Below are 26,337 nucleotides of genomic sequence, written 5' to 3' on the forward strand. Positions count from 1 at the left end.
CGTGTCCTACGCAGCAAGCACAGTATCCAGACAGCTTTCTTCCACTTCCGTACGGTTCTCAGCATCGGCAGAGGCAGAGGCAAGCACCGTGTAACGGGCCGCTTCCCGGATATCCCCGCAGACCATGTAGGACTGCACCCAGGAAATCAGCTCCCTCATGCCACAGCAGCCATCTGTAATGAGATTTTCCCGGCAGTAGACAGCCATGGATTTGACAATGCGTGTCATCAGACGTACCGTTTTTGCATCCTTGCATCCGGTAACAGCCATGGCACGTTCTACCTGTGTATCCTCATCCGGTTCATCCAGATCAATCACAAGGTTCATTCGGGAAATGACAGACTGGTTCATCTGTTTACAGCCTGCATAGTCATTGTTTGTGGTGATTACGATGGTCGTATCCGGATGACGGTGGATGGTTTCTCCGTTTGGAAGATATACGCTGTTACAGCGGTCTAAAAGGGAGTTAAGTCCAACCAGTACACCGGGATTAGCAATGACCGTAGGCTCCTGTATCTCAAGAATATACCCATAGCGGATGGCTTCGACTAGAGGCGTATCCACATACTGGAAGTTCTGTCCGGAGGTGTGTTCCTTATAATAGCTGTGCATTTCATCAAAAATCGTATCGATCAGCTTCTGGTAGGTGTCCTCGGCAGAAATTTCTTCATCATAGTTTCCGGTCAGCTTCTGATAGGCACCGGAGGGATCTAACTGGATTTCCTGAAAAGACGGGTACTGCCGCTGAAGCCGGGTGCGTTTTCCGTCCACATCCGGAAGAATCTGACCTAAAAGGTCGAATACCTCTGTATTTGCGGAACAGGTAATGCAGCGGTAAGGAAGGTGAAGTGCGGAAGCAATGGCTTTGGCTCCTTCGGTCTTTCCGGTACCTGCCGGTCCCCGTAAAAGAAAATTCCGCATCGGCTGTGTGGTATCCGTTGTCAGTTTTGCGTGTTCGCAGATCCGTTTGATTTCCGGAGGGATGATGTACCACTCTGCCAATGTCGGAACAGATACCTCCTCTTCCGGAGACAGCCTTCGGGATGCGGTCAGGATAAATTTCCCAACAAAATCATCTCTGGAAATGGCTGCCTGTGCTTTCTTAAATCCACTTCCTGGACGTAACACCTGAAAGTCTCCATGGAGCACTTCGGTTGGTGCATAGACCCCCTTCTGGATATTTAACGGTTTGATCAGCGACAATACGCCGTTTGCCGGAAGGTCAATCTTAACACCACCGGTCGGGAGACCTGATGCATAGCGGGTTCTCCGGTAAATGTTGTCGCAGAGAACGGCTGCTGTTTCCGCAGCGGCGTCCAGATCGGGATAACCGTTGTCCCGGTGCGCTTTTAATTCCTGATACTTTTCATTACACTCTTCATCTGCCAGAAAAACCGGCATCAGTGCGAACAGCAGAGCCGCACCGGACTGTTTGGAGTCTTTAAATTCGTATTTTTCCGGTGTGCTTTCCACATCCGGCGGAGGAGTATAGCAGCCTCCGTAAAACTTTCCGTTTAGCTGGTTGTAGACAACCACCTGAAGATCACCGGTTTTGCTCGGATATTCCGCCACAACAAAATTGTTGGATTGGGTACCGACCGCCCCAAGCTTTTCCGGCGGGGTACTGCCAACCGGGTTTTCCAGCTCCAGATAAGCAAGGACTGCCCGCAGGGTAGCTGCATGAAGCGTGGATTTTTTCCGTGGCTGAGTACAGTATTTGGATGCAATGTCATCAAAGATTGCATGGTCCGTATAATCCTCAAATGGTTCCGGGAGTTTGCGTTTGAACCCCCAGGTTGCTACGATGTTATTTGCCATGATTCGTTCCTCCTTCTTATGAGATCCAGGACAGTTCCAGTGCCTGCTCGGTCTCTTCTGTGGTCAATTCATCTTCAGTAAAAATCTCCGTCAATTCGCCCCAGTAATCTTTGGGCGGGAAATGTTCCAGCTTTCCCCGGACTTCCGGTTCAGTGCCGTTCAGAATATAGACATCTCCCTGCTCGTTGATAAACAGCTTTTCATAGCCCCTTGCCTGTAAGTCACCGACCAATTCCATCAGTAGCGGTTTCCCAATCAGGGAATACCATGATTTGGGATTAACGGCTGGTCTGGAATCCGGATTTCCTTCTGACGGTTCCTTTTTATGTAAGGATTCAATGGTCATCATCTGAAGCGTCAGACTGCCACGGGCATCCATGAGAATTTCCGCAAAATTATAACTTCCGGTATTCCGTGTGCGAATCCGTAATGGTTCCCCATCCAGTATCTGGGAGAGCGGTGGTTCTTTCACAAAATCCCATGTGGCATCCGGGAAGGCTTCCTTGAGCTTTCCGGTAATCTGGAATTTGATCTGTCTCCAGAGAATGGTTTCCAGATCAGGTGTTCCTTCCAGATGACGAGTTCTTTCTGGGCGTTTTCGTAGCTTATGCTCCCTGTTTTTCAGGCGTTCCGTGAAAAGCGGGAGAAGATAACTGAACAGCGTGACTCCGATACCGATCAGGGCAATGCCTGCAATCAGAAGCCGGTTGGCATCCTGTGGTACGAAAAGTGCTGCAAGAAACAGTACAAGCACGACAAACTGTAAGAATTTTTTTCGATTTGATTTTTTCATGAGCTGATTCCTTTCTGATTCATGATTCTTAGACAAGCCCGGAAGCTGGATGGGAAATCGCCGCTTCCGGACATGAAAAAGAGGAACTGCATCATCACAAAGATGATAAATGCAATTCCTCAACATAGGGTTCCTTGAGAGTTAATAGGGCAACTGGGATGCCATCTGTTCCGGCACATTTTGAAAGCCGTCAGTTGGCTGACTGCCCGGCATACCTCCGTAATTTGGCATTCCGGTATAACTGCCCTGCGGCGGGTAGCTGCTCTGTGGCTGACCGGTTCCGTTTGGCGGAGCCTGATACTGTCCGCCATTTGCAGGAGGCGTGTAGGCACCGTTAGCAGGAGCCATTCCCTGCTGTGGATAGCCGCCAGGCATTGCCTGATTCTGGTAGCTGCCATTGGGATTTCCCTGCATTGGGTAGCTGCCATTGCCGGCTGCACCGGGCGTTGCCGCACCACCATTCGGCTGGCTGTTCTGGTTTGCACCCGGATGTCCGGTATTGCTGTCAGAACGGTTGGATGGTACAAAGTGCCAGTCCTTGACATTGATCCTCGGACCGGCATTTGCCTGCCCCGCATTCTTTCCTTTCTGATAAATGAACGGATGAAGCTCCAGATCACCATAGATCATCAGCCCGGTTCCTTTCTTTACGCCTGCTTTTGCTAAGCGTTCTGCAAGGAACTTGTTAAAATAGCACTGATAGTAAATGGTTTCTTCCTTTCCATCCTGGCCTCGCTGTGAAACTGCAATGTCCAGAGAAACATATTCCGTACCGGAATTTTTTCCTTGCTGCATCTCAGGATCTCTTGTGGCCCTCCCTAAAATTGTTAAAATTGCTGACATAAAAATTCTCCTTTCTGCCTCTTTGGGCGTTAAAATAGATTAAAATAAAAAAAGTGCCATTATAGCACCGTATAAAACGGCAGTATAATGACACGATTTTCCAAACTTAAACTGCATATGCTTCTGGATGAATGGTCCAGACTCCCATGACGGGACAGCACAAAAACTTAAATACAAGATTATATTAACACAAGATATAGCATATGTCAAAAGAATTAGAACTATATATAGCATATGTAGACGAGGTGGAAGGATAATATCAAAAGAATTTTGGACATAGTTATAAAAGTGCAATATAATATTGTTTAAATCGGAAAATGGAAGGATGAGAAAAATGGAGCAGAAAAACAGAATTCTGATTGTAGAAGACGATACGGATATCAATAATCTTTTATATACGGCATTACAGAAAGCAGGGTATGAGACGGTACAGGCTTTTTCCGGGACGGAAGCGAGGATGCTGTTCCAGATGGATAAGGCGGGCTTTTCTTTGATTCTATTGGATCTGATGCTTCCGGGAATTTCAGGAGAAGAGGTGCTTGCCCAGATTCGGAAACAGGGCAATACGCCGGTTATTGTCCTGACAGCCAAAGACGGATTGGATGAAAAAATCGGGCTTCTTACCAGTGGGGCAGATGATTACATTACAAAACCGTTTGAGATACAGGAGGTGCTTGCCCGGATTCAGGTTCAGCTCCGCCATATGCAGCAGGAGCCGGAACATAAAAGCGTGTCATATAAAAACCTGGAACTGGACCGTGAGCGCTTTGAAGTCCGGATTGCCGGAGTGCTGCTTCCCAAAATTACAAAGCAGGAATTTGCAATTCTGGAGCTTTTACTGGAGCATCCGAAACAGGTCTTCAGCAAAGAAGAGATTTTTGAATATGCGTGGGATGAACACTATATGGGAGAGACAAAGACACTGGATGTACATATCAGCAATATCCGGAAAAAGATAAAAGCAGTAACGCAGGAGGAATATATTGATACCGTATGGGGAATCGGCTACCGTCTGCATTCTTAATCTTTACTCTTTTTTTACTATTTATTTGCGTTTGATTAGGATTTATCCGATATGATAACAGCAGATAAGAAAAGGAGATGAAAGCATTGAGTGAATTGTTATTAAGTACAAATGGATTGACGAAGCAGTATGGTCATCATAAGGCAGTGGATAAAGTAAACCTTCACATAAAAAAGGGTGCTATCTATGGATTTATCGGACGGAACGGTGCGGGAAAGACGACTTGCCTGAAGATGATCAGTGGACTTGCAAGACCGACAGCCGGAGAGATTGAGATGTTCGGGTGTAAAGGAAAAGAACTGGAGAGGATTCGTTCTCGTGTGGGGTGTCTGATTGAAGCACCGGGGCTGTATGGCAACATGAATGCATATACAAACCTGAAAATAAAATGTGAATTGTTTGGTATTCGGAAAAAGGGATACATCGAAGATATCTTAGAGACGGTCGGACTGGAAGGTGTCGGAAAGAAAAAAACGAAACATTTTTCCCTTGGAATGAAGCAGCGTCTCGGAATCGGGCTGGCACTGGTCGGGGAGCCGGATCTCCTGGTCCTTGATGAACCGATCAATGGGCTTGATCCCCAGGGAATTGCAGAGGTGCGTGATACCATACAGAGACTGCGAGATGAACGGAATATGACGATTTTGATATCCAGTCATATTTTAGAGGAATTATCTAAGATTGCAACGGATTATGGAATTATCCATAATGGAAGTCTTCTGCAGGAGCTGACAAGCGAAGAACTGATGAAACGCTGCAGTGAACGGATTGAAATAGAGTTAATCCATCCGGAGCAGGCAGTCCCGATTCTGGACAGAATGGGATTTACCAACTATCAGGTTACAGATAAGAGCCATATCCATATATTTGAACGATTGAATGAAAGCGCCAATGTCAATATGGAACTGGCAAAAGCAGGAATTTTGGTCAATGGAATTTCCATTACCAGTGAAGAACTGGAAACCTATTTCTTGAATCTGACAGGAGGGAATCAAAATGCTTAATATGATAAAAATGGATCTGTACCGGATGGTCCGGACAAAAAGTATGTATGTGGTATGGATTGTGATGGCGGCAGCTATATTCTTCTCCACATCCATGTCGAAACTGGATATTGATACGATGAACAAGGAAGCGGAACAACAGCAGACAGAAAACATTGCAGAAACAGTGAAACCAGAAACCATCAATATGGGAATGTCCGTATTCCTGCCGACACAGCCGGGAGAAAAAGTAACGGTCTTTGATCAGGTATATGCAAACCTGCAGGCGAAGTTTGTGGCGTTGTTTCTGGTGATTTTTACAGTGCTGTTTTCCAGTGCAGATATAGGAAGCGGTTATATTAAAAATATCGGCGGGCAGGTAAGGAGCCGGAGAAACCTGATCTTTTCCAAAGCTTCCGTGTTGTTTGTGTATACGACTGTTACCATGCTGCTTTATTTCATCATTCAGATTATTGCACAGCAGATGTACTTCGGATATCTGGAGTGGGGGAATGGAAGCGAGTTGCTGAGATACTTTGGTATTCAGATTTTGCTTCATTATGCACTGGTACTAATCAGTATGGCGATTGCGGTGGTTTTGAACAGCAACGTGTTCAGCATGACGATTGTTATCTGCCTGTGCATGAATACCATGATTGTCTTATACGGAGTGATCAATCATTTGATCCAGAAGGCAGGTGTGGAGAATTTCCAGATTTTGAAATATACAGTGACAGGAAAGATTGCACTTTTATCCATGTCACCGACCAATAAGGAATGCCTGACGGCAGTTGTGATTGCGGCGGCGTTCGGAATCGTGGTTACATTACTGACAGCATGGGTATTCAGAAAGAGAGATATCTAAATGATAAAACTAGGGTTCGTGCTATTGATAGCAGTGATACTGGTACAAGGAATGTTATTTTGGAAATACCAGCGGCAGGTGAAAGACATCTGCCGCCAGTTGTCGTTTCTGATGAAGCACGACAGCAACATGCTGATTACCAGAGAAATGGATTTTGGAGGCATTGGTGAGTTGGCAGATGTTTTAAACGAATGGCTGGAACTGAAGCGAAGGGAAAAGAAGGAATACTTGAAGAAAGAGGAGATGATTTCGGATACATATACAAATCTCTCACATGATATCCGTACTCCTTTGACATCCCTTGACGGATATTTTCAGTTAATGGAAACCTGTGAAGACCAGGAAGAGCAGAGACGGTATATGAAGATCATACAGGAGAGAATCGGCAGCCTGAAAGAAATGCTGGAAGAATTATTTACTTTTACAAAACTTAAAAACGATTCTTTTCATCTGGAAATGTCATCCTGCTGTATCAACAAGATTTTGAAAGATACCATATTTTCCTACTACGATGAATGGACGGGCAGAGGAATTGAACCGGAGATACAGATTACAGATAAACTGCTGTTTATGAACGGAAATGAACAGGGAATCCAGAGAATTTTTCAGAATATCATAAAAAACGGACTGGATCACGGGGAGAAGAAAATCAGTATTTCACTGGAAGAAGTTGAAAACAACATCCGGATACAGATAAAAAATCAAGTATGTCATGTGGAAAAAATAAATGTAGATCAGGTGTTTGAACGGTTTTATAAAGCGGATGAAGCACGCAGTAAGACTTCCAGCGGTCTCGGCTTATCAATTGCGAAAGAGCTGGTACTTCGTATGGATGGGAAAATCAGCGCCCGGATAGAAGGGAATGAGTTCTGTGTGGAGATTGTGTTTCCAAAATAAAAGGAAAAATTTATATTAAAGCAAGTGAAAATGGGGAATGACTTTATATAGGTTTCATGGTAGAATTACAGTAGAAAGAGAAGAGTCACTCAGTCATTTGTTGTATGAAAGGATGAGTATAATGTATAAAGTAGAACTTAAATTTGATACAAGCAAGCTCGCTCCGGAAACGGTAAATCAGATGTGTGAACAGGCAGATCAGATTTTTGAGCAGGAGGATTTAAGCTGTGCAGTCAAAGCCCTTGGAAGCAGGATTTATCTTGACCGGGGACGCAAGCAGGACTATGGAAGATTCTGGGCAGCAATCTTTCAGTTGAAAAACTCCGTAGGAATTGCAGAGAATTTGTTAGAGTGTTTCTGGTATAACGGAACAGAAAAGGAGAACCTGATTACAGACTTTATAAGGAACTAACAGATGGACAGCTTACAGAGGAAAGGCATCAATTTTGACCTGAATACACAAGCACTAAAGGAATATTATCCGAAAGGTGACTGGCATAATGCATATGCGGATGTAAGGGACTTTTTTGAAGCAAACGGATTTGAGCATATTCAGGGATCGGGATATCATTCGGTGGAAGCAATGTCAGAAGCAAAAGCCATGGCAGTTATTTATCAGATGACAAAAGAATTTCCATGGCTCAATTATTGTGTGAATGTGTGTACCATATCAGATGTACCGGAACTGTTTGATATCTCGCATGTATTTGCCAGAGAAGCGGAACGGTTGGAAAAGAAAAATGCATGATTTGACAAATTATTTCCAATATGTTATATTCATCTCAAGCAAAAAAGGGAGTAGCTGAACGCCTTGAAAGAGGTGGTTTTGTAACCGACAACCGGTATCGAGAGATACCCGTAGCAAATGAGATAGCAAGACTTTTATTGTGGCAGAGGTCATGATAGGAGTCTTTTTTTATTATGAAATATAGAAAATCTGCCGCAATAGTCTGCTAAAAAGAAAGAGAGGATAAACGATGAGTAACGAAATGATGAAACGGGAAATGCAGGAAGCAGTACAGGCAGGGGAGCGGGCGCTTCAGAGCCTTTACGCAGCAAGGGATAAGTTGGGAAGTGCGAGAAACTGGGGCATTTTTGATATGCTTGGAGGAGGCTTTATCAGTGACTTTGTGAAGCATTCTAAAATGAATGACGCAGCTGCGTTGATGGAACAGGCGAAAAGCGATATTCAGCGTTTTCAGAGAGAATTAAGAGATGTGCAGGTTTCCTTGGATCTGCGCATGGAAATCGGCAGCTTCCTTTCCTTTGCGGATTTCTTTCTGGACGGGCTGGTGGCAGATTATATGGTGCAGAGCAAGATTGCAGATGCAAGAGAACAGGTGGATGATGCCATCAACCGGATAGAAAAGATACTTGCTGATGTGAAAAATCGGATGAATGGGGAGGTGTAGCATATGGGATGCCTGGGAAATGTGTTGTGGTTTGTGTTTGGCGGCGCAGTCAGTGGGCTGAGCTGGTGTCTGGCAGGTTGTCTCTGGTGTATTACCGTTGTGGGGATTCCGGTGGGGATGCAGTGTTTTAAATTTGCGGCGCTTAGTTTTTTCCCCTTTGGAAAAGAGGTGCAGTATGGTGGCGGAGCTGGTTCGTTCCTTTTGAATATCATCTGGCTGATTGTATCCGGTCTGCCTCTTGCACTGGAGCATCTGGCGTTGGGTACAGCTTTATGTGTGACGATTATCGGAATCCCGTTTGGTTTACAGCAGTTTAAACTGGCGAAACTGGCATTGATGCCGTTTGGTGCGGAGGTGTATTAAGATGCGATTATTTGATAAAAGGACACCGCTTCAGAAGGAGTGGGAAAAGCTGGAAGTACAGGAGCAGAGATTCCTTCAGAAGCGTTCAGAGAAAAGGGAGAGCATTCTGAATCAGAAACTGGAGGAAAAGATACCGCCGAAACTTCAGAAAACATTGGATACCGCTTTTGCGAAGGCATTTGCTCTGATTTTCGAGAAAGGAACCGGGGTTATTGAAAAGACGTATCAGCGGACAAAACTGGAGCAGGATTATCAGGTGCGGCAGTATATGGCGGATGTAAAGCAGAATTCCAAATCCCTCCGCTCTTTTTCTAAAAAGGCAAGAGATACGGGAACAAAGAATTTACTGCTATCCGGTGTGTCTGGAATCGGGATGGGCGTATTGGGAATCGGTCTGCCGGATATTCCGGTATTTACAGGGATGATTTTAAAGAATATTTATGAGACTGCTCTGCAGTATGGATACAGCTATGAAAGCAGGGAAGAAAAATATTTTATCTTATTATTGATCCGGGGAGCAGTATCCTATGGGGATACACTTTGTGAGATTGACGGGAAAGTAAATGAATTTATCAGAAACGGAATACTGCCGGAAGAGTATCAGGATAAGGAGCAGATCGAACAAACGGCGGGAGCTTTGTCAAAAGAGCTTCTGTATATGAAGTTCTTACAGGGAATTCCGGTGGTTGGTGCTGTAGGCGGAGCTTATGATGCAGTCTACATGAAACGGATCACAGAGTATGCAGAGCTGAAATACCGGCACAGGTATCTGGCGGGGCGGAAAAAGGCAGAGAATGGACAATTATGTAAAAGGTGTAAAAGTTATAGAGATATATGATGCCGCAAATAAGGAATTGCTGGTAAAGTATGATGATAAGCATAATATAGACAAGGTTATTTCTGCTTTAAATATAAAATCATGGAAAGAGACAGAAAAAAGCATAGGTATGAACCCTAAATATACCATAAAATTTTATTGCGATACTACGAACCAAGATGAAGAAAAAGATATAAAAGAAATTACCCTTTATGAAAATGGGGAATATGCTACGATTTTTATTACTTCTCCTGGCGGAGTAAAACAAAACTATAAAACGAGCATTGATATTTCTGAATTGGTTATCTAATAATATTTGTGTAATGAGAATGAAAATCTAATTCTTTCAAGTTTAACTAAGACATTCCCGGAGCAAATGCTCATGGCATTGAAGCGGATACAAACACTATTGTTTGATAGAAATAAGAGAGGTTATTTATAATAAAATGAGCCGCCAGAACTGTAGGGGTGATGCAGTACGGGCGGCTCATTTTCTATCTAAACGGATGTATCCGGAAGTTCCGGCAGTTGATCGGTGAGTTCTTCATATCCGAGAATATCTCCGGCACATGGCATCGATTGCCCTGTTCCCTGCTGTGGTTTCCGGAAGTACAGCCGATACCGATGTCCCTCTAGGAGTTTGATATTCTTTTCCAGTGAGAAGGCGTATTCCTTTCCGTTATCACTGGCAAACCAATATTGCTGGTTTTTCCCGAAGAGTGTCTGTTCCCGTTTCGTGCAGCTTACGTCCAGTGACAGATAAGCATGTGTATGGATCAGGTGGTAGAAACTGAGTGCACGCAAGATGCTGCAGATTCCGATGAGGAGGCTCATGAGGATAAAGAGCCGGTCATGGGTGGCGATCCCGAAGATGCACCCAAAAAGTACACAGAAAAAGCCGATTGCACTGATGGCAACCAGCTTTGTGAAAAATGGTTTTGGCATAAGGTTCCTTCCTTTAACATGTATGAAATGTGATTTGTTTATTCAGGTACAAATTAGCAATAGCCTGCAGCACTGGATACTGGGGATGGTGAATCTGGACATCATCCACAAGTGTTTGGTAAGTTGTCTCCGGTTCTGTGTATAACTCATCCATAATATCCGATTCGTTGTGGATTACTTTTTCCTGCTCCATACTTGTGACAAGCTCAGCGGTCGTGAGGGATACCTTATCAGCCAGCTTCAGAATGGTATCTTCCATCGGTGAAGAGGGTTTCTTCTTTAAATATCTGCCAAACTCTTTTGCACCAATAGTTCCTTCCAGATAAAGCTGAACGCAGCCAAAGAGCCGGATGGGAAAGGTATCCTTCAAGGGAATAATGGTCAGACTGCCGAGAAGGCGATATAAGGCATCCACCCCTGTCAGTCCAATTCCGCTTACAACCAGACCGCGTAAGGAAAGTCGGTTCAGATAGTGTTGGAAGGATAAGCCTTTCGGACCTTCTTTCTGTATCTGGCGCAGGGTATAGGCATCCTGGAGTTCATGGAGCGTCAGAATCTGGAAGGCAAGACAGCTCCAGAGCAGCAGCTCGTCATCCGATAGTCCATATTCTTGTCCATCGTTGATTACAAGAGGAATGGATTTTCCGCCTGTCGTTTTTTGAAATTTTAAGGTTCCGACAGCAGTATAAAGTGTCAGCATAAAAGTTCCCTCCTTCAAGGTTAAGTCAGAAGTGCATAGAGTGCATCATCCTGCTGTAATAGTTTCCGTGCTTTGCTCTGCCATGCCCGTACACGATTGGCTGGTACTTGGTAGTGTTTTGCCAAGTCAAAGCTGGTATATCCCTGCTGTTGCAGATAGAGGGCTACAATTCCCTTCTGAATAGTTGAGGACTGTCCGGTGCCAAGCTGGGTTAAATGCTCAAGAAGCAAGGTCTGGTTTGTGTCCTTTTCCGGGTGAGTTGTTTGTGTATCCTCGTAGGAAAACAAATCACGATAATGGAGATGTTCATCTTCAGATGATGCTTCGTCCAGAGAACAGAGCATGGAGCGGTCACGGGCAATTTTCCGCCAGTAGTCAAAGATGGCATGACGGATGATAGTTTTGGCATAAGGCTGGAATGATCTTCCTTCCTCAAATCCGACAGCCGACCGGCACAAAGCCAGATATCCAATCTGACATAATTCCTGTTGTTCTTCCTCAGTTACATAGGCAGCGGTGCGGGTCATGGAACGAATCATGATCGGAACCAGATCCATGGATTTTTCCACCAGTTGTTTTTGCTTTTTATTTAGTGGTAAGGTCATCATCAATCACCGCCTTTCAGCTGGCTGCCCGGAGGCGGAAGGGAATATGGTTGTTCTTTAAAACATCTGCGGATTCCCGAATGAGCTGGTCGCACATATAGTTGCTGAACTGTCCGATGTGAGCCTGCTTATCTGTCAGACAGAACTTATCTGCCACCCAGCGATATGCTTCCGGTTTGGAAAGGATGCCCTGTTGCCAGATCTGATCGAAAATTCGATGTGCCTGAATCCGCTTTTGACGAAGCTCCCGGTTGGCGAGCGTTCCTTTTGGTATCTTGGTTCCCGGATGTACCCCGACATAGGAATTGCAGGATGGATAGTGGGAGCAGACATAAACCTGTCCGCCATGAGAATGCGTTCCATATACAAAGGATGCATCTCTTAATATTGCTGTTCCGCCGCAGTAAGGGCAGCGGATGATTTTTGGTTTCTTCATCTGTTTTCACCTCGCTTGTACATACACGATACGTAACGTGTACGTGAATAACCAGTACGTACTGTATACTTATATTGTAAGTAAGCAGGTGATGAATTCCCATAGGACGCAAGCGGATACTGATCCCAGATTCGGACTAAATGGCACGAATCCCCATTTTTCAGATGCCGGGATAGAAAATTGCTCGGATGAGCGGGAATAAGCCGCTGTCTGTGAAACGTGGATAATTAACCGGTGTAAAGATGAACTTCTCACAGAAAATCCGTAGCAGGAATAAGCTGATCAGTACCAGACAGAGCAGGTAAGTGTTCCTGCGCCTTCTGGTCCATGGCTTTTTCGGACGGAATTTCACATACAGGACAAAAATCATGGGAATAAATATCAGGTTCGTAAAGACCTGATCGATACATTGGATGATTGAAATTACGTTTAACATAGGCAGTGCCTCCTTTCTTTACATATCCTGTACGTATAAGAGCCTGAAAGTGCAACTTTTTGTTACCAGTCATATTGCTGGTTCTCCTGAAGCCGGAGCAGTGCCGGAATGGGACATGGCTTTAAAGGCAGCTTCTGAGCGGCCAGATAGGGCAGATAAAGCTCTGTAAAAGCAGCAATGCTCATGCTTCCGGTACATTCGGTTGGCTCCGGTATCCGGGGAAACAAAAGCGCTGCATCTGAAAGAGGGAGGATGCAGGGGCTTCCCGTTTCATCCGGATGGAATAAAAAGCCAGAGTTCTCACAGCTTTCCTGTGCGTTACAAGTGCGGCACCAGACGTAGATACAGGAGTGCCAGTTCCCTTCACAGAGGTTCAGAAAATGACGGATGTGCTTGGCATCTGTCTTGCAGTGGGGGTGTTTCATATTCATCACCTACTAAAGAAGCAGGCAGTTCCATGTGGGAGCTGCCTGCAGGAGTCTTCGTTATGAGTTACTGATGTTTCTTTTTGCGTTTGAAGTAAACGATGCCCAGGACACTTGCACCTGCAAGTGCAGCTATGGCGATTCCGGCATACAGGAGAAGCGGCGTCTCATCGCCGGTCTTTACAGGCGGAGCTACCGGAGGCGTCTCCGGTTCTTTCGGAAGCTCCGTCATGTGTACGGTCTGACCTTCATCCTTCAGATCCTCATGGGAAGCAATCTCATGCTCGGTTTTTCCGTCTGTATAGTAGAGCTTTTCAAAGACAACCACATCCTGTCCGGCAAGAGCAGAAGCGTCGAAGGTAAAGGTAACTTCCACAGAGCCGCCAGCTTTTTCTGCTTTAAATTCTGCCTGAGCGGTAACTGGTTTTCCGTCTTTTAACAAAGCCTCTCCGGTTTCCTTATTCATCAGGGTTCCGATGACTTTGTACTCAGATCCAGGCATCAGACCATGATAAGTGACCGTATCTACGATAGTCGCTTCCTTGGAAGCAGAGACATCCTGATCCCCGTCACTGCCGTCTTTGGCTGTGGTTTTGATTTCCGGGAAGTAGATGGTCTGGTTGGCATCTTTGATGTCCGCATGTACCGCTACTTCGTGATCTTCAAAAGTCATTGTTTCAAATGCCACGAGCGTTTTTCCGGAAAGTGCAGAGGCATCAAAGGTAAAGGAAAGCTCTACGCTGCCGTTAGCTTCTTCCGGAGTGAAACTTGTTTCTGCAGTCACAGCTTTGCCATCCACATCGAAAGGTTTTTCGGTTTCCGCATCCATGAGTGTTCCTGTCAGCTTGTACTCTTTGCCTGGGATCAGGTTTTTGTATTCCACAAGGTCTGTAAGCGTCAGTTCTTTTTCCGGTTTTGCATAGTGTGTGCCGGAAGCAGCATCTGTTGCAGTGGTTTTGATTTCCGGGAAGTAAATAGTCTGTCCTTCATCCGCAATGTCTGTGTGTACGGCAACTTCCTTGTCTTTGTAAGCCAGGGATTCAAAGACAACTACTGTTTTCCCTTTTAAGGAGCTGGCATCAAAGGTAAAGGTAACATCTACCGTACCAGCGGATTCTTTTGGCTTGAAGGATGCTTTTGCTGTCACCGGTTTTCCGTCTGCTTCGACTGGTTTCTTTGTTTCTTTATCTATCAGAGTTCCAGTCACTTCATATTTCTGGTTAGGAACCAGCCCCTTAAAGGAAACCGTATCCACCAGCGTGATTTCTTCCTTTGCACAGGAAATATTGGAGTTCGTGTCCGCATCTTTCGCAGTAGTCTTGATTTCCGGGAAATAGATGGTCTGGTCTTCATCGTTGATGTCGGTATGGACTGCAAGCTGCATCTCATCCTGATATAATTCCTCGAAGACAACGGTTGTTTTTCCCTTTAAGGAAGTTGCATCAAAGGTAAAGGTTACTTTGACGGAGCCGGAGGATTTCTTTGCAGTAAATTCAGTTTCAGAAATCACCGGTTTTTCATCCACAAGGATTGGTTCCCCGGTTTTTTTATCCATTAAGGTTCCAGTCAGTTTGTATTTCTGGCCCTTTTTCAGTCCTTCGTATTCCACAACGTCTTCAATGGTCACTTCTTTTGCCGGCTGGCTCATGTGTGTACCGGTCTCGGCATCCAGAGCAGTCGTGCCGATCTCAATGGCATCATCGGTCAGAGTTCCAACCTGTATCAGAACAGAATCCTTATAAACCTTGACTTCAAAGGTTAAAAGATCCATGCCTTTGTTGGAATCACAACGCTGTTCCGCCAGAGTGTAAGTATCGTAAATGAGAGCGCCTTTGGAATCATCCGGTTTGGAGGTGCCGAACCAGATGCCGTCTTCCGAAGACTCACCCCGGTTGGTATTTGCGGTATGTTTGTTCCATTTGGAGGAAGTGCTGGCATAACCGTTGGCATCTGTCACAATCACATGGCTTTCGCCTGTTGTTTTGGAAGTGATCTTAAATGGCACATTTGCCAGACGGTTCTGGCTGCCGTCAGCAATCTTGACAAATTCCAGATCCCCGCGGATGACCTGATTGGAGATGGAATTGTCTTTTGCAGTCAGTTCCACGATTTTTCCCTGTTCTGTGATGTCAAATTCTACAGAGATCTTTCCGCTGTTCAGATAACCGGAAGGTGCAGTTGTTTCATCCACACGGTAATGTCCGAATGGGAGAGCATCTTTTGCAGTTGCAGCAGAACCGGATTTATCGGCAGTAAGTGTAAGGACAACCTGATCTTTCGTGTAGGATGTTCCGTCTACTAATACCGGATTTTCATTTAACGTAGTGATCGCAAAGACAGTACCTTCCAAAGTGGCAGAACCCTGCGGTTTTGCTTCTCCGGTCTCGCTGTCACGTTTCTGGATCTTCACTCCGCCACGGATGACAGATTCTTCTATGGTAGAAGACTGGTATACCGAAACCATTTCCTGCTTACCGTCACCTGTAATTTTCTGTACGAAGACAGTTGGATTGAGCTGGTATCCGGCAGGGGCTTTGCTTTCCTGTACCGTTATGGTACCGAGCGGAAGACAGACGGTCTTGCCATCACTGGTATAGTAAAAGGCATCGCCGCTTACAAAGGAATCTTTGGTAAAATGCATCTTTCCGGAAACATCTGTTTTTAATACCCAGGTACGTGCCGGTTTCTTTCCAGCTTCCGCAGGATCACTGTCAGACTGCTCGGTATAGAACTTGACTGTAAATTCTGCGTTTGCAAGGGAAGCTGCTCCCTGTGGGGAGGCTTTCTTTGTTTCGGCATCCAGCTTTTCAAGCACCAGATTCATGGGATTATTCTGCGGAATATCTGTTACGTTTGCAGCAGAAGTCTGTTCTGCTTTTACGGTGACTTTGTGAGCTTTGGTGTCTACAATGTAGCCTTTGGAAGCAGAGAGCTCTTTTATGGTATAATCGCCTTCCTCCAGTTCGCCGGATCTGGCATACCCGTTTTCATCAGTGGTCAGTTTCTGGATGAGCTTCTCACCCTGATAGATCCCATACACAGCACCCTTTAAGCTGTAATTCGGATTCCCGTCCGATACGCTTCCGTTGGCAGAAGATTTTTTCAGTTCGATCCAGCCGTTTGGAACCTGATACCAGCTTCCGGCAATGGTCTGGCTGCCCTGTCCCGGAACGATGAATGCCCGGAAGCCTTCCGGCGGGTTCGGAAGTCCCTGAATGGCACTGGCTACTTCCAGTGCTTTATCAATATAGGACTGCGGGGCGCCATGGAAAGCTCCGGTGTCAGCGGAATTACCGGCATAGATGTAAGCGACAACCAGATGTCCGATGACATAGCTGTTATCATCACTCCAGCCACTGAAATATTTATCCTTGACGACTTTATCGTAGCCGTAACCGCCGTTTAAGTAGTAGAGCGCTTTTCTGAGCGGGGAGTTCTGGCTTAAAAGGTCATAGGAATAGGAACCAGAGGAAGGTGTTTTCTTCAGTGGTTCCACGCAGTAGGCAGTATTGCTCCCGTCAAAGCTCATGCGGGAGGTAAAATAGCTGCCGTAAGGGATATTGGCACCTGCCTTATAGCTGATGGTGCCGTCGGCTGCATGAACCGGAAAACTGCCGGAAAACAATGCGCCGACTGCGACAAGGACTGCCAGCAGCATAGCCAGCGTCCGTCTGGTATAGGATTTGTATGTCTGTAACATAAGTCTCCTCCTTCTTGAAGTTCAAATGAAAAGGGCAGCGTCAGTGCTGCCAAAAGTTACACAGCCTGTTTCTTCTGTTTCGCAAGGATTTCCAGAAGCTCCTGCCGATCTGTGGTAATCAGCTCCTTTTCCAGATTGGAAGCCTTAAATTCCACAGTGATGTTATTGTTGTTGGTTGAGATCAGACCGTTGCCCCGCTGGAAATGGGTGATGTTCATTACTTCTGTTTCCGATAGATGCAGGATAGTCTTCACCCGCTGTGCCTCTTCATCCTCCATGTTCAGGATAATCTTGGTCTTGCAGTTATTGATGATACCCTTGCCGTACTTCCCGTCATCCAGAGCAAAGAAGTCGTTTAAATCCTGTGTGGCAAAGATGCCGGCTCCGGAGTAAGCACGGATGATCTTGGCAATCTCCAGTACGAATTCCGCTGCAAGCCGGTTGCTGGATGCACCGATGAGCTGCCAGACCTCATCGACAAAGATGGCTTTCTCTTCGGTACGGTTTTCCTTCGCTTTATCCCAGACATAATCCAGGGCAACGAACATGCCGACCGTTAAAAGATCGCTGGAACCGGTCAGTTCGGAGATATCCAGTACCGTATATTTATTGGTCAGGTCCACATTGGTCTGCTGGTTAAAGGAAGAAGCAGAACCGTGAACCAGGCGGTTCAGGATATGAGCCAGACGTTTGGTATCCTCGCTTTCCAGCAGGACATTGTAGACATCCTCCAGAATGGGCATCTTTTTGTACTGCTCCGGATGCTGCGGATCTGTCAGGGATTCATTTTTATGTGTAATCCCTTTTCTGGCATAGGTTTTGATTAGGGCTTCATCCAGAAGCTGCTTCTCCTCATGGGACATATCCGGGATCAGCAGACTGAAGAAGATGTGAAGCCTTTGGATCTTGCCTGCCAGTGCGGAGGCATCCAGTGTCGGTCCGTCCAGCAGTTCATTTACAGAATTGTCTACCTTCCGGATTTCCATGATGTTGATACAGTTCTTACTGGCAGGAGAGATCTGGATAAATTCTCCGCCGACATTCCTTGCAGCCCGGTAAAATTCGTGTCCCTTTAGCGGAGCGATGATGAACACCTGGATGCCTTTTCTTCGCATCCTTAGTGCCATGGTCTGCATGGTGAAGGTCTTTCCTGCTCCCGAACAGCCTAAGATACAGATGTTGCTGTTCTTGTACTGCCTGGAATCAAAGATATCCGCAATGACCAGGGAATTGTTATGCTTGTTTACCCCAAAGAGGATTCCGTTATCATCGCAGATACTGTAGCTGACGAAGGGATAGCAGCTTGCCGCCCCGGAAGTCAGTACGTTCCGCTTGGACAGCTTAAAAAGCTTCTTGTCCAGATTTGCCAGCGGCAGAGAGGATAAAAATCCCTGCTCCTGTAAAAAGTAGCAGGAGTGTAAGTTCATATCCTGCGAGATCAGGAGCTTTTTCATTTCCTGAATCCGCCACTGCAGTTCTTCCAACGTGGAAGCAGTAATGGTGATGAGAAGATTCATGTAATAGAAATCTTCGTTGTTGGCAAGTCCCTGTTTCAGAAAATATCCGGAGCGGATGGCAGAATCCAGATCGTCATAATCAGTGTTGGTATCGGACGCATCCTTTAATTTGGAACGGTTGATACGGATCTGCTGACCGAGACGCTGCTGAATCTTGTCCTTTGGCTGTTTCTGGAGAAAGAAATCAATATCAATCCCTTCCCCGGCATTGACAAGGAGTGACAGCCATCCGGGAGTTACCCGGTTTTTGTAGCCGTCAGACGGCACAAGCAGGTAGGAATGGTAAAGCCCATTGATCTGCACATAATGGGAGTGCTTGAAATCCACACTTTCCGGTGCGAGAAACTCGTTGATCCGGATGTGATCCAGTTCCTCCATGCGATTTTCCTTTGTATAGGCGGACAGTACAGTGCTGATCCGGTTCGAAAGCGGAACCTCCGTACAAAGGGTACGGTTTAAAAGGGTGTAGAGAACATCCGTAGTAAATTCATCCTCATTGTCATGGGAGACCACTTCATTCCCGCACTGGTATAGAAAGGTTTTGGCGGTCTGGGAGGCTGTCTCAAGAGCAGCAAGGATTTCCCGTTCCTCTTCCTTTCGGTTTGCGTTGAATGGTTCATATTCAAAGATCAGAAAGAACCGTCTGGATACTGCTTCTCTGGAACTTAAGTTCTGGACAAACTGGATGTAGTCACGCTGCAGTTCCTGACAGTGGGGATCGGTTTCCCGCTCCAGCTCCAGCTGGGACTGCTCCAGATGCTTATTGATGTCTGCTTTTTTGGAGATCATCTTGATCTGGAGTTTGACAGGGCTGATCTTTAAGTAACTGATAAAGCTGTAGATAATGCCCTGCTGTTCCCTGGCACTTCGAAGCAGAAAGTTGATTGGTTCAATCTCCAGGATCTTCACGTACCGTCCGTCTGTGGTATAGACGATTCCGTTTGCGATTTTTTCCACCGGAAGATAATCCTCCAAGGTCTGGTCTTTCTTTCGCTTTTTCCGGGAAACGGGTTTTGACGTGGCAGATGAGGTGTCCTCCTTGGAAACCACCTTTTTTTTCTGCTCTTTTTTTGCAGCCCGCTTTTCGGAAACTGCCCGTTTTTCTTCCTCCTTTCGTCTCCGGGCTTCCGTTTTTTTCTGTATTTTTATCTGTTTCGCCGCCTCTTTTTTCTGTCGGCTGGCTTCTTTCTGCTCCCACTTCAGATAACGGATATCTTCCTTTGCCTGTTTTTTGATGCCCCGCTTGGTGGAGGTATCAAACTGCCGGTGTTCTTTTTTTTTACTTTTTGGCGGAGCTGGTGCGTCCGGTTCAGACTGTGGGGGAGCCGATGCCATTACTTTGGAAGGCTCTGCCATTTTTTCTGCTTTCCGGTGTTTCTTTGTCTTTGGCTCTTTGAAACGTGGTTTCCTGCGTGGCTTTCCTTCCGGAAGACTGTCGGACCTCCAGATTACCCTGCGGTTCACTACAAAACGCAGGGCATTCATCAAAAAGGCAGTGATGCTCTCCCCGCCGATTCCAATCAGGGCTACCATTGCCGCTGGAAGTGCGGTCATGCAGAGAATGATGATGCGGGCAGTCAGGGACAGCGGCAGGTGGAAAACAGGGATACCGATTGCCAGGGAAAGAACAATGCTTTCTATGGCATTGCGGATGTCAAAAGTTCCGTTTAGGATCTTGCCTTTCTCAATGAAGTTGGAAGGGATAAAGTAAACCGGTGTTTCTTCTGGCTGTGTCATGGCTGCACCTCCTTTTTCGTATCTTTCGCATCTTCGGAAGGCACAGAGGCACTGCCGGATTCTGTGTCCGGAGCTTCCGGGCTGTCAGAAGTATCCGGATACCCGCCTTCCTGCAGGTGTTCAATGTCCTGCGAAGTCAGGGACGGCAGGGAATCATCGGTTTGCTTTTCGTAAACAGTCGTATCTGCAGAGACCTGTACCCCGTCTTCTCCAAATAAAAACACACCCGTCGGGGTGTGATAGGTAACCGGAAGCGTATCCTGATCGGAAAGTGAAAACATCAGGCAGACGGTTGTTTCGGTAGGGTAGCTGGTTTTTTCCGGCAGGAAGGTGATGCTTGTCTGTTCTTTTTTGACATACTCTTTTAGGTAGACAGGAAACTGCCCTTTGAGAGAAGCAATCTGGCTGTCGGAGAAAAATGCTTTTAAAGCATCAAAATCCAGATATTCCGGCATGGGGGTATCAGAATTTGTTTCTGTTGTTTCCTTTGCCGGTTCCCTGCCTTTGTTTCCGGAAGCTTCTTTTTTCTGGCTTTTCCAGAAACTGGGGAGAACCAGTCCGGCAAGCAGCAGAAACAGCATCAGAAAAATGGAAAGAATCACTTTTGTTCTGTTCATAATGGCTCCTTTATTTTTTGTCGAAGATCCAGTAGGCATTTGCCGTAGCATGGATTTCCGACATCATATCAAATTCACGGTTAATATAGTTCTTTGCGTCACTGTCATTGGGATCATTGACCAGTACCTTGCCGTTTGCCGTAACACCTCGGAGTACGATGAAGTGTCCGCCGCTGGTGAAAAGTCCTGCCCGCTGAGAGGAGATGACCGGACAGCCTTCGGAGAGTGCCTGAAGTACCGTATTGGCATTGCTGGTCTGTGTGACGCTGCCACAGCCGAAATGACTGGCTGCAGCCTGAAAGTAGCTCCAGTAGGTTCCAACTCCCGGCTTGTAATAGGAATTCCCGCACCATGCCACCGCATCCGGAGGGGTAATGGTATTCCCGGTCAGGTAGCTGGCGATCATGGCAAAGCTGGTAGGCCCGCAGCCGGAAGATGCGATGGAGCCGCCGCCATAAGGAATGTTCCCGTAATCGGTCTGGAGATAGTGCGGAATCTGCATTCCGTTTGCCGGATAGCTTCCGCCGGTATTGGTAATCTGATAATACCGGAGAACATGCTCCACATATTCCTTGTCCCCATACCGGTCATAATGCCAGTTCGGACGGGCACACATCATATCCGAATAAGCAATGGCGTTTTCTTTGGTATAACCGCCGTCACGTTCCATTGCCCAGTCGATATAGCCGGAGCCGTAATTGTAACCCTGAAGCGCCAGCTTGATGCGGTCCAGGTCGGTAGGTCCGGTACATCCTGCTTTATCCAGTGCATACTTTAATTCCTGAATCCCACATTCGATGGAATAAGCAGGATCGGTGATGCCGTTGGGGACATGGGGGTATTTCTTATTAAAGCCGCCTTCTGCCGCCTGCATGGGATCGCTTCCACGCCCGCCGCTTTCCTGCATCATGACTGCCATGAGGAGTTCCACATAAGCTTCCATGCCGTATTTCTGTGCGACCTGCTGGATGGTAGCCCGGTAAGCCAGCACCTCATCGCTGACACCTACCGCCATGGCAAGACCGGAAGCGGAGCCGCCAAAGAACATGGTCAGGTTTTCCACATAACTGTCTGCCGTTTTTTTCTGCTTATCGGTCAGATGAAAGACGTGATCTGCAAAGTAGGCATCTCCGGCATAGCTGACCGTGTAGGTATGGCGGGTAAAAGTAACCTTTCTGGGTGGTGCATTTTCCTCTTCCGCCGGAACTTCCACCGTGGCCGTTTCTGAAGTAACGTCATAAGAAAAAAGCCCGTCCTCGTTTTCCCGGATCAGGCTTTTGAGTTTGCTGATATTTATATTTTTATAGTCATCCTGGCTGGCACAAAACTGTGCGATGAGCTGGTTCGCATTTACGATGATACTGGAAGCGTAAGGATCGCTGATAGAGGCAGTATCTCCTTCCGGGAGTCTGGCAATTTCCGCATTGATCTTAGCAAGCAGTGCATCATGGCTTTCCTGAAGCACCTCCACGATTGCCTGATTGGAAGCCCGGATATTTTCACTGATTACCGTGTTGCTGGTCAGTGCTCCGGTATTTTCAGAGAGGTCTCCGAAGACGAGTCCCGGAAGCATGACAAGGAACAGAATGGGAAGCATCAGTACACCGCCGACGGCTGCTCCAGTTTTCGCAAGGGTGCGCCTGTGCCGGAATACTGTACCGATGACAGCAAGAGGACTGCCCATCAAGGCTGTTTTTGGCATGTTACATACGCTCCTTTCGCTGTGGGGCTGGCGGCAGTTTCTGGACAATGGATTCATTGTAGGCTACTTTGCCGCTGCCGGAAGTATATGGTGTTTTTTCGACCGTATCCTGTGCATACTGCTTGTACCAGGTGGAACCATCCACGGACTGTACCGTAGAGTAGGAGCCCTGAGTAGGAGCTGCATACTGGTCGGCATGGTACAGGGCAAAATCCCGGTTTCCGGAGCTTCCGGTTTCGGTACCGGTGATCCTTCCGCCACCGATTTCTACATTATCATAGGAAGAACCGCCGCCCGGATTGATGCCCATATAGGAAGTAAAGGCTTTCTGTGCGTCTGCTCCCTTGATGGAACCTACCTGACCGTAATTTCCCTGTGCAATGTTGCTGATGACCTGATTGGCAAAGTCTCCGCCTTTGTTCAGGGATGACTGGTAGAGCATGTTTCCGATACTGCTGTGTTCGGTATAACCGGTTGCGGAATTGACCGCTTCTCTTTGTACCTGTCTTCCCACTGCCCCGGCAAGCCCGCCGGATAGGAAGCTTCCTGCGACAGCCGCACTTCCGGGAGAAGAGGCTTTGTGGTAGCCGCCACCACCATGGGAACGCATGGAACCGGTCAGGCTCCGTCCTGCAATCAGAAGTTCAGCCATCATGTTTCCTCCGGTATTGCCGACATTGATGCCAAGCGATGCCAGAAAAGAATCAATTTTCTGGGATACCTTTAAAAAGGCAATGGCACACAGGAACCAGACGAAGACATTTCCGGTTACCGCTTCCTTTCCCTGACTGGCAACTGCCGCTTCCACGTCTGCTTCCGTAAGCTCCGCTGCAAAGACCGGCATGGAGCAAAACAGTACCAGACAGGCAGTTAGTACCAGGAATGGTATGAGTTTCTTTCTAAGTTTCATTTTGGTCCTCCTTTCTTATAGGGATAACGGATTGGCAAGGAAGGTGCCGACCATAGAAGTAAACAGCCGCAGGCACCACGCATTCATCAGAAGCAAAAAGAACTGGCCGCCAAGCATCCGGCACCAGCTTTTGAAGATATTTCCGGTTGACTGGCTGGCACCCATGGAAAAAGCTGCCGGGGCTGTGTAGACCAGTACCCCCAGAAGAATATAGCGTTCTGCCGCTTCAAAGAGCAGTTTGATGTAGTTCCACGCCAGAATCAGTACCAGAATCAGTGCAATGATGGCTACCGCCCCATTTGCACAGACTCCCAGGATGACTGTGACTACGGAGTTAAAATCCGCAAATTTTAAAGGCGGCAGGTCTTCCGTCAGAATCCAGTTGTACGGTGTTCCTGAAATCTTCAGGAGCAGATCCACAATATCTTTCGCATAGAAGGTGAGAAAGATAAAGAGGAAGGAACGGATGGACAGCTTAATGGGATCTTCCGCTTCGATACCGGCTCCCATAAAGTAATTTTTAAAGAGCTGCCATACCCAGTTTAAGAGGATCAGCCCGATGCCCAGTGCCAGAAAGACCTGATACATGGTCTCGGCAGCAGGAAAGTAGCGAAGAAACGTATCCATGGAACAGCCCAGAGCACCGAGGACTGAAGTGGTGATCAGATCCAGAATGTTCATGACCTGTTCGGCAATCCATTCCACGATTCCGTCAAGTATTCCCATAGTGGCATCTCCTTTCGTCTATCCGTTCCATTTTCCGCCTGCAAAGAACGGGGTGATGTAAGCCATGATAAAGCCAAGCCCGTTTAAGATCGCCCAGGTAATGACGATACGCTTGAGCCATGCACGTGATTCGTCCACGGTTTTTCCGCTTTTGGAAAAATTCATCATCAGAAGGGCAACCGATGCCGTTACGACTGCAGCAATGGTGGAAATGAGGATAATCTGGTTATAGACATCCTTCATGATCTCATTGGCTTTGGTCCAGATGGTAGCGGCAAAAACCGGCTGTGTGTATCCGCAGAGGACTGTGACAGCCAGAAATGCAGCATACAGGCATCTGCCATAATTGACATGCCGTTTTGTGTCCGGCGGAGCGTTTTTCAGTTTGTGTTTCACGTAAAAGTACCTCCTTTTTATAAGAGCGGCAGGAGAATTACCTCCCCTGCCTTTGCTTATGGTTTTCCTGCCTCAAGAAAGGACGCAGCCCGGTCAATGCAGGCTGCGTCCTAAATCAAAGTATGAAATTGTAAAGATCCTCCTATCTTACAGAAAAAACGCAGCTTATTTGCCGCAGGAGAGGCTTCCCATACGGCAGTGCTGCGTTTCGTTCTGCATATAATTTTGACAATATCAATTTTAACATGGGTAAATTACCGCTACAATCGCAGGACTGTGCCAGTTACAGACGATGGAGTGCCAAAAATGTGACCAACGCTAAAAGCGTTATAAATGCAATCCTTATGGATACTGTAAGCGTGATTTGCAACCAATTATACTGGATTTACATGACTAATGCTTTAAGCGTTAGTGAATACTGGAAGGAGGAGGTGTGCGTGTGAAAGGAATGGGAAAGGCAATCCGCAGGTACAGGGAAGAGGCAGGAATTACGCAGGAGAGACTGGCTGAACTGGTGGATATCAGTACCAACCATCTGGGTGCGATTGAGCGGGAAGTGAAAACACCTACGATGGAAACATTTGTAAAGCTGTTGAATGTATTAGGTGCGGAACCGAATGAAGTGCTGAAGGAAGTGATTCCTCTTACCAGAATGGAACATACTTCTGTAGTGGAAGGAAAGCTGGAAAGGCTCACACCGAAGAAGCAGGAAAGCGTGCTTCGGATGCTGGATGTGATAATTGAAGAGATGATGAAATAGAAGCTGTCTGCGAAATTGCCGCAGGCAGTTTTTTTGAAAGCTGTATATGCAATAAAACACATAAAAATATGCGATTTATGATGAAAGTGATTGCAAGATTTGATATAGTAATCCTAAAAGCATTATAAAACTAATTCTTAAAGGATGACTATAATATGAAAAAGGGATATGTGGGATTATTGGCATGTGCGTCAGGAATTCTGATCGGACTGGGAATCAGCCGGCTGGATCTGACAGGTTATCTTGAAAAAACACAGGAGCAGGAATATCACCCGGTAGAAAGAAAGGTGCCTGAATCAGTAGAAAGCAAGCTGAAAGATCCAAAACAGTGCTGGCTGTGTGGAAGCGATGAACGGAGTATGATGGATTATTTCCGGAAGTTTGACGATCTGGGAGTGATCTGTACCAATCACTGGTATGTGATGGATATGCATATCCGGAATCATGATGAGGACGGGAATCTTACCGGCCCGCAGGGAAACGGGCATATGGGTTATACCGGGACAGGAGAAGGCGGCTGCTTTTTCCATACGGAGCAGATGTCGGATTACGGGATTTCCGAAGTATCGGTGGATTACGGGGAAGATAGTATCTTCGATGTGAAAAAAGTACAGAACCATCTGTGTCAGGAATGCCTGGATAAGCTGGTGGAAAGCATGGAGGTATTCTGTGAGGAAACGCAAAAACCCAAGCCCCGTGATCTGGTACTGGTGGATTTTCAGACATTGGAGCTGTACGCCATTCAGGAGCATAATGCGGGATACTTTATCCGGGATTATTATGTGGAAATTGAGTCGGAGGAAGATGGGGTGGAAGTAAAGGCATTTTACTGCCCGAAGCTTAATAACGGGAAAAAGGATGGAGAATAAATTGAGGTTTGCATTGGTGAGGAGTATAATGTAAGTACGTG

28 protein-coding genes are annotated in these 26,337 nt (G+C 46.6%); 12 read left to right on the top strand and 16 right to left on the bottom strand.

All coding sequences use genetic code 11. The features are described from left to right. Nucleotides 1-6 precede the first annotated feature (6 nt). The 3 genes from LI091_RS04980 to LI091_RS04990 all read right to left on the bottom strand — a co-directional run bounded on the left by LI091_RS04980 (nt 7) and on the right by LI091_RS04990 (nt 3,454). Complete coding sequence (locus LI091_RS04980) at nt 7-1,818, bottom strand: AAA family ATPase (protein ID WP_005333473.1); 1,812 nt, start codon at nt 1,816-1,818, stop codon at nt 7-9. A 16-nt stretch (nt 1,819-1,834) separates the two neighbouring features. Then, on the bottom strand, nt 1,835-2,611 hold the full coding sequence (locus LI091_RS04985; protein ID WP_022415111.1) for a hypothetical protein: 777 nt from the start codon (nt 2,609-2,611) through the stop codon (nt 1,835-1,837). Between the two features lie 141 nt (nt 2,612-2,752). Next, entirely contained in the window at nt 2,753-3,454 is a 702-nt protein-coding gene (locus tag LI091_RS04990) for a single-stranded DNA-binding protein (RefSeq protein ID WP_005333477.1), read from the bottom strand. 325 nt (nt 3,455-3,779) lie between these two features. On the opposite strand from LI091_RS04990, the gene LI091_RS04995 reads away from it, so the two are divergent. The 10 genes from LI091_RS04995 (at nt 3,780) to LI091_RS05040 (ending at nt 10,125) form a co-directional block, all read left to right on the top strand. Further along, on the top strand, nt 3,780-4,478 hold the full coding sequence (locus tag LI091_RS04995; protein WP_005333481.1) for a response regulator transcription factor: 699 nt from the start codon (nt 3,780-3,782) through the stop codon (nt 4,476-4,478). Nucleotides 4,479-4,555: 77 nt separating this feature from the next. Continuing rightward, a complete protein-coding gene (locus LI091_RS05000; protein ID WP_008373911.1) occupies nt 4,556-5,482 on the top strand; it encodes an ABC transporter ATP-binding protein in 927 nt (308 codons plus the stop codon). Beyond that, entirely contained in the window at nt 5,475-6,326 is an 852-nt protein-coding gene (locus LI091_RS05005; protein ID WP_005333484.1) for an ABC transporter permease, read from the top strand. Before LI091_RS05000 ends, LI091_RS05005 begins: the two co-directional genes overlap by 8 nt. After that, nucleotides 6,327-7,223: a sensor histidine kinase gene (locus tag LI091_RS05010; protein WP_005333486.1), complete on the top strand. Its 897-nt coding sequence runs from the start codon at nt 6,327-6,329 to the stop codon at nt 7,221-7,223. 121 nt (nt 7,224-7,344) lie between these two features. Then, on the top strand, nt 7,345-7,635 hold the full coding sequence (locus LI091_RS05015; RefSeq protein WP_022415108.1) for a hypothetical protein: 291 nt from the start codon (nt 7,345-7,347) through the stop codon (nt 7,633-7,635). A gap of 3 nt (nt 7,636-7,638) precedes the next feature. After that, the gene (locus LI091_RS05020) at nt 7,639-7,971 is read left to right on the top strand and encodes a hypothetical protein (protein ID WP_005333489.1); all 333 of its coding nucleotides are present in this window, start codon (nt 7,639-7,641) and stop codon (nt 7,969-7,971) included. Between the two features lie 229 nt (nt 7,972-8,200). After that, a complete protein-coding gene (locus tag LI091_RS05025; protein WP_005333491.1) occupies nt 8,201-8,635 on the top strand; it encodes a hypothetical protein in 435 nt (144 codons plus the stop codon). Between the two features lie 3 nt (nt 8,636-8,638). Then, nucleotides 8,639-8,998 (top strand): YccF domain-containing protein, encoded by a 360-nt coding sequence (locus LI091_RS05030; protein WP_005333494.1) that lies wholly within the window; start codon nt 8,639-8,641, stop codon nt 8,996-8,998. Between the two features lies 1 nt (nt 8,999). Then, nucleotides 9,000-9,836 carry an EcsC family protein gene (locus tag LI091_RS05035; protein ID WP_005333496.1) on the top strand — a complete coding sequence of 279 codons (837 nt, stop codon included), beginning with the start codon at nt 9,000-9,002 and terminating at the stop codon, nt 9,834-9,836. Continuing rightward, nucleotides 9,793-10,125: a DUF5301 domain-containing protein gene (locus LI091_RS05040; protein WP_005333498.1), complete on the top strand. Its 333-nt coding sequence runs from the start codon at nt 9,793-9,795 to the stop codon at nt 10,123-10,125. Before LI091_RS05035 ends, LI091_RS05040 begins: the two co-directional genes overlap by 44 nt. A 188-nt stretch (nt 10,126-10,313) precedes the next feature. Here LI091_RS05040 and LI091_RS05045 read toward each other — a convergent pair whose 3' ends face one another. The 13 genes from LI091_RS05045 to LI091_RS05105 form a co-directional block, all read right to left on the bottom strand. Then, entirely contained in the window at nt 10,314-10,760 is a 447-nt protein-coding gene (locus tag LI091_RS05045) for a hypothetical protein (protein ID WP_005333500.1), read from the bottom strand. A gap of 13 nt (nt 10,761-10,773) precedes the next feature. Next, the gene (locus tag LI091_RS05050; protein ID WP_265190902.1) at nt 10,774-11,460 is read right to left on the bottom strand and encodes a cell division protein; all 687 of its coding nucleotides are present in this window, start codon (nt 11,458-11,460) and stop codon (nt 10,774-10,776) included. Between the two features lie 20 nt (nt 11,461-11,480). Next, on the bottom strand, nt 11,481-12,068 hold the full coding sequence (locus LI091_RS05055) for a sigma-70 family RNA polymerase sigma factor (RefSeq protein ID WP_005333504.1): 588 nt from the start codon (nt 12,066-12,068) through the stop codon (nt 11,481-11,483). A gap of 13 nt (nt 12,069-12,081) precedes the next feature. Further along, on the bottom strand, nt 12,082-12,501 hold the full coding sequence (locus tag LI091_RS05060; RefSeq protein ID WP_005333505.1) for a DUF3268 family zinc-finger domain-containing protein: 420 nt from the start codon (nt 12,499-12,501) through the stop codon (nt 12,082-12,084). 251 nt (nt 12,502-12,752) lie between these two features. Next, entirely contained in the window at nt 12,753-13,010 is a 258-nt protein-coding gene (locus LI091_RS05065) for a hypothetical protein (protein ID WP_005333506.1), read from the bottom strand. Next, on the bottom strand, nt 13,000-13,362 hold the full coding sequence (locus LI091_RS05070; RefSeq protein ID WP_040015509.1) for a hypothetical protein: 363 nt from the start codon (nt 13,360-13,362) through the stop codon (nt 13,000-13,002). The genes LI091_RS05065 and LI091_RS05070 overlap by 11 nt, the downstream gene beginning before the upstream one ends. A 67-nt stretch (nt 13,363-13,429) precedes the next feature. Then, nucleotides 13,430-17,062: a VaFE repeat-containing surface-anchored protein gene (locus LI091_RS05075; RefSeq protein WP_023921579.1), complete on the bottom strand. Its 3,633-nt coding sequence runs from the start codon at nt 17,060-17,062 to the stop codon at nt 13,430-13,432. 56 nt (nt 17,063-17,118) lie between these two features. Beyond that, the gene (locus tag LI091_RS05080; protein WP_265190903.1) at nt 17,119-20,316 is read right to left on the bottom strand and encodes a TraG/VirB4 family ATPase; all 3,198 of its coding nucleotides are present in this window, start codon (nt 20,314-20,316) and stop codon (nt 17,119-17,121) included. After that, entirely contained in the window at nt 20,313-20,933 is a 621-nt protein-coding gene (locus tag LI091_RS05085) for a DUF5038 domain-containing protein (protein ID WP_023921583.1), read from the bottom strand. Before LI091_RS05085 ends, LI091_RS05080 begins: the two co-directional genes overlap by 4 nt. Before the next feature lie 10 nt (nt 20,934-20,943). After that, nucleotides 20,944-22,635, bottom strand: a complete 1,692-nt coding sequence (locus LI091_RS05090; protein ID WP_005333517.1) for a lysozyme family protein — start codon at nt 22,633-22,635, stop codon at nt 20,944-20,946. 1 nt (nt 22,636) lies between these two features. Further along, on the bottom strand, nt 22,637-23,545 hold the full coding sequence (locus LI091_RS05095; protein WP_005333520.1) for a hypothetical protein: 909 nt from the start codon (nt 23,543-23,545) through the stop codon (nt 22,637-22,639). Between the two features lie 15 nt (nt 23,546-23,560). Next, on the bottom strand, nt 23,561-24,271 hold the full coding sequence (locus LI091_RS05100) for a hypothetical protein (protein WP_005333522.1): 711 nt from the start codon (nt 24,269-24,271) through the stop codon (nt 23,561-23,563). An 18-nt stretch (nt 24,272-24,289) separates the two neighbouring features. Further along, the gene (locus LI091_RS05105) at nt 24,290-24,667 is read right to left on the bottom strand and encodes a hypothetical protein (RefSeq protein ID WP_005333524.1); all 378 of its coding nucleotides are present in this window, start codon (nt 24,665-24,667) and stop codon (nt 24,290-24,292) included. A 448-nt stretch (nt 24,668-25,115) separates the two neighbouring features. Here LI091_RS05105 and LI091_RS05110 point away from each other — a divergent pair, with 448 nt between their 5' ends. Together LI091_RS05110 and LI091_RS05115 are read left to right on the top strand one after the other, a co-directional pair. After that, nucleotides 25,116-25,427 carry a helix-turn-helix domain-containing protein gene (locus LI091_RS05110; protein WP_179960461.1) on the top strand — a complete coding sequence of 104 codons (312 nt, stop codon included), beginning with the start codon at nt 25,116-25,118 and terminating at the stop codon, nt 25,425-25,427. A 155-nt stretch (nt 25,428-25,582) separates the two neighbouring features. Next, complete coding sequence (locus LI091_RS05115; RefSeq protein WP_005333529.1) at nt 25,583-26,296, top strand: hypothetical protein; 714 nt, start codon at nt 25,583-25,585, stop codon at nt 26,294-26,296. Nucleotides 26,297-26,337 lie beyond the last annotated feature (41 nt).

The sequence above is a fragment of the Blautia sp. MSK20_18 genome, from assembly GCF_020553125.1.
In the GTDB taxonomy this organism is placed as follows: Bacteria; Bacillota; Clostridia; order Lachnospirales; family Lachnospiraceae; genus Blautia_A; species Blautia_A fusiformis.

Excerpts from the sequence above, each read along its gene's own strand:
- LI091_RS04980 (WP_005333473.1), bottom strand. The coding sequence starts at position 1,818 with ATGGCAAATAACATCGTAGCAACCTGGGGGTTCAAACGCAAACTCCCG.
- LI091_RS04985 (WP_022415111.1), bottom strand. The coding sequence starts at position 2,611 with ATGAAAAAATCAAATCGAAAAAAATTCTTACAGTTTGTCGTGCTTGTA.
- LI091_RS04990 (WP_005333477.1), bottom strand. The coding sequence starts at position 3,454 with ATGTCAGCAATTTTAACAATTTTAGGGAGGGCCACAAGAGATCCTGAG.
- LI091_RS04995 (WP_005333481.1), top strand. The coding sequence starts at position 3,780 with ATGAGAAAAATGGAGCAGAAAAACAGAATTCTGATTGTAGAAGACGAT.
- LI091_RS05000 (WP_008373911.1), top strand. The coding sequence starts at position 4,556 with ATGAAAGCATTGAGTGAATTGTTATTAAGTACAAATGGATTGACGAAG.
- LI091_RS05005 (WP_005333484.1), top strand. The coding sequence starts at position 5,475 with ATGCTTAATATGATAAAAATGGATCTGTACCGGATGGTCCGGACAAAA.
- LI091_RS05010 (WP_005333486.1), top strand. The coding sequence starts at position 6,327 with ATGATAAAACTAGGGTTCGTGCTATTGATAGCAGTGATACTGGTACAA.
- LI091_RS05015 (WP_022415108.1), top strand. The coding sequence starts at position 7,345 with ATGTATAAAGTAGAACTTAAATTTGATACAAGCAAGCTCGCTCCGGAA.
- LI091_RS05020 (WP_005333489.1), top strand. The coding sequence starts at position 7,639 with ATGGACAGCTTACAGAGGAAAGGCATCAATTTTGACCTGAATACACAA.
- LI091_RS05025 (WP_005333491.1), top strand. The coding sequence starts at position 8,201 with ATGAGTAACGAAATGATGAAACGGGAAATGCAGGAAGCAGTACAGGCA.
- LI091_RS05030 (WP_005333494.1), top strand. The coding sequence starts at position 8,639 with ATGGGATGCCTGGGAAATGTGTTGTGGTTTGTGTTTGGCGGCGCAGTC.
- LI091_RS05035 (WP_005333496.1), top strand. The coding sequence starts at position 9,000 with ATGCGATTATTTGATAAAAGGACACCGCTTCAGAAGGAGTGGGAAAAG.
- LI091_RS05040 (WP_005333498.1), top strand. The coding sequence starts at position 9,793 with ATGGACAATTATGTAAAAGGTGTAAAAGTTATAGAGATATATGATGCC.
- LI091_RS05045 (WP_005333500.1), bottom strand. The coding sequence starts at position 10,760 with ATGCCAAAACCATTTTTCACAAAGCTGGTTGCCATCAGTGCAATCGGC.
- LI091_RS05050 (WP_265190902.1), bottom strand. The coding sequence starts at position 11,460 with ATGCTGACACTTTATACTGCTGTCGGAACCTTAAAATTTCAAAAAACG.
- LI091_RS05055 (WP_005333504.1), bottom strand. The coding sequence starts at position 12,068 with ATGATGACCTTACCACTAAATAAAAAGCAAAAACAACTGGTGGAAAAA.
- LI091_RS05060 (WP_005333505.1), bottom strand. The coding sequence starts at position 12,501 with ATGAAGAAACCAAAAATCATCCGCTGCCCTTACTGCGGCGGAACAGCA.
- LI091_RS05065 (WP_005333506.1), bottom strand. The coding sequence starts at position 13,010 with ATGACTGGTAACAAAAAGTTGCACTTTCAGGCTCTTATACGTACAGGA.
- LI091_RS05070 (WP_040015509.1), bottom strand. The coding sequence starts at position 13,362 with ATGAAACACCCCCACTGCAAGACAGATGCCAAGCACATCCGTCATTTT.
- LI091_RS05075 (WP_023921579.1), bottom strand. The coding sequence starts at position 17,062 with ATGTTACAGACATACAAATCCTATACCAGACGGACGCTGGCTATGCTG.
- LI091_RS05080 (WP_265190903.1), bottom strand. The coding sequence starts at position 20,316 with ATGACACAGCCAGAAGAAACACCGGTTTACTTTATCCCTTCCAACTTC.
- LI091_RS05085 (WP_023921583.1), bottom strand. The coding sequence starts at position 20,933 with ATGAACAGAACAAAAGTGATTCTTTCCATTTTTCTGATGCTGTTTCTG.
- LI091_RS05090 (WP_005333517.1), bottom strand. The coding sequence starts at position 22,635 with ATGCCAAAAACAGCCTTGATGGGCAGTCCTCTTGCTGTCATCGGTACA.
- LI091_RS05095 (WP_005333520.1), bottom strand. The coding sequence starts at position 23,545 with ATGAAACTTAGAAAGAAACTCATACCATTCCTGGTACTAACTGCCTGT.
- LI091_RS05100 (WP_005333522.1), bottom strand. The coding sequence starts at position 24,271 with ATGGGAATACTTGACGGAATCGTGGAATGGATTGCCGAACAGGTCATG.
- LI091_RS05110 (WP_179960461.1), top strand. The coding sequence starts at position 25,116 with ATGGGAAAGGCAATCCGCAGGTACAGGGAAGAGGCAGGAATTACGCAG.
- LI091_RS05115 (WP_005333529.1), top strand. The coding sequence starts at position 25,583 with ATGAAAAAGGGATATGTGGGATTATTGGCATGTGCGTCAGGAATTCTG.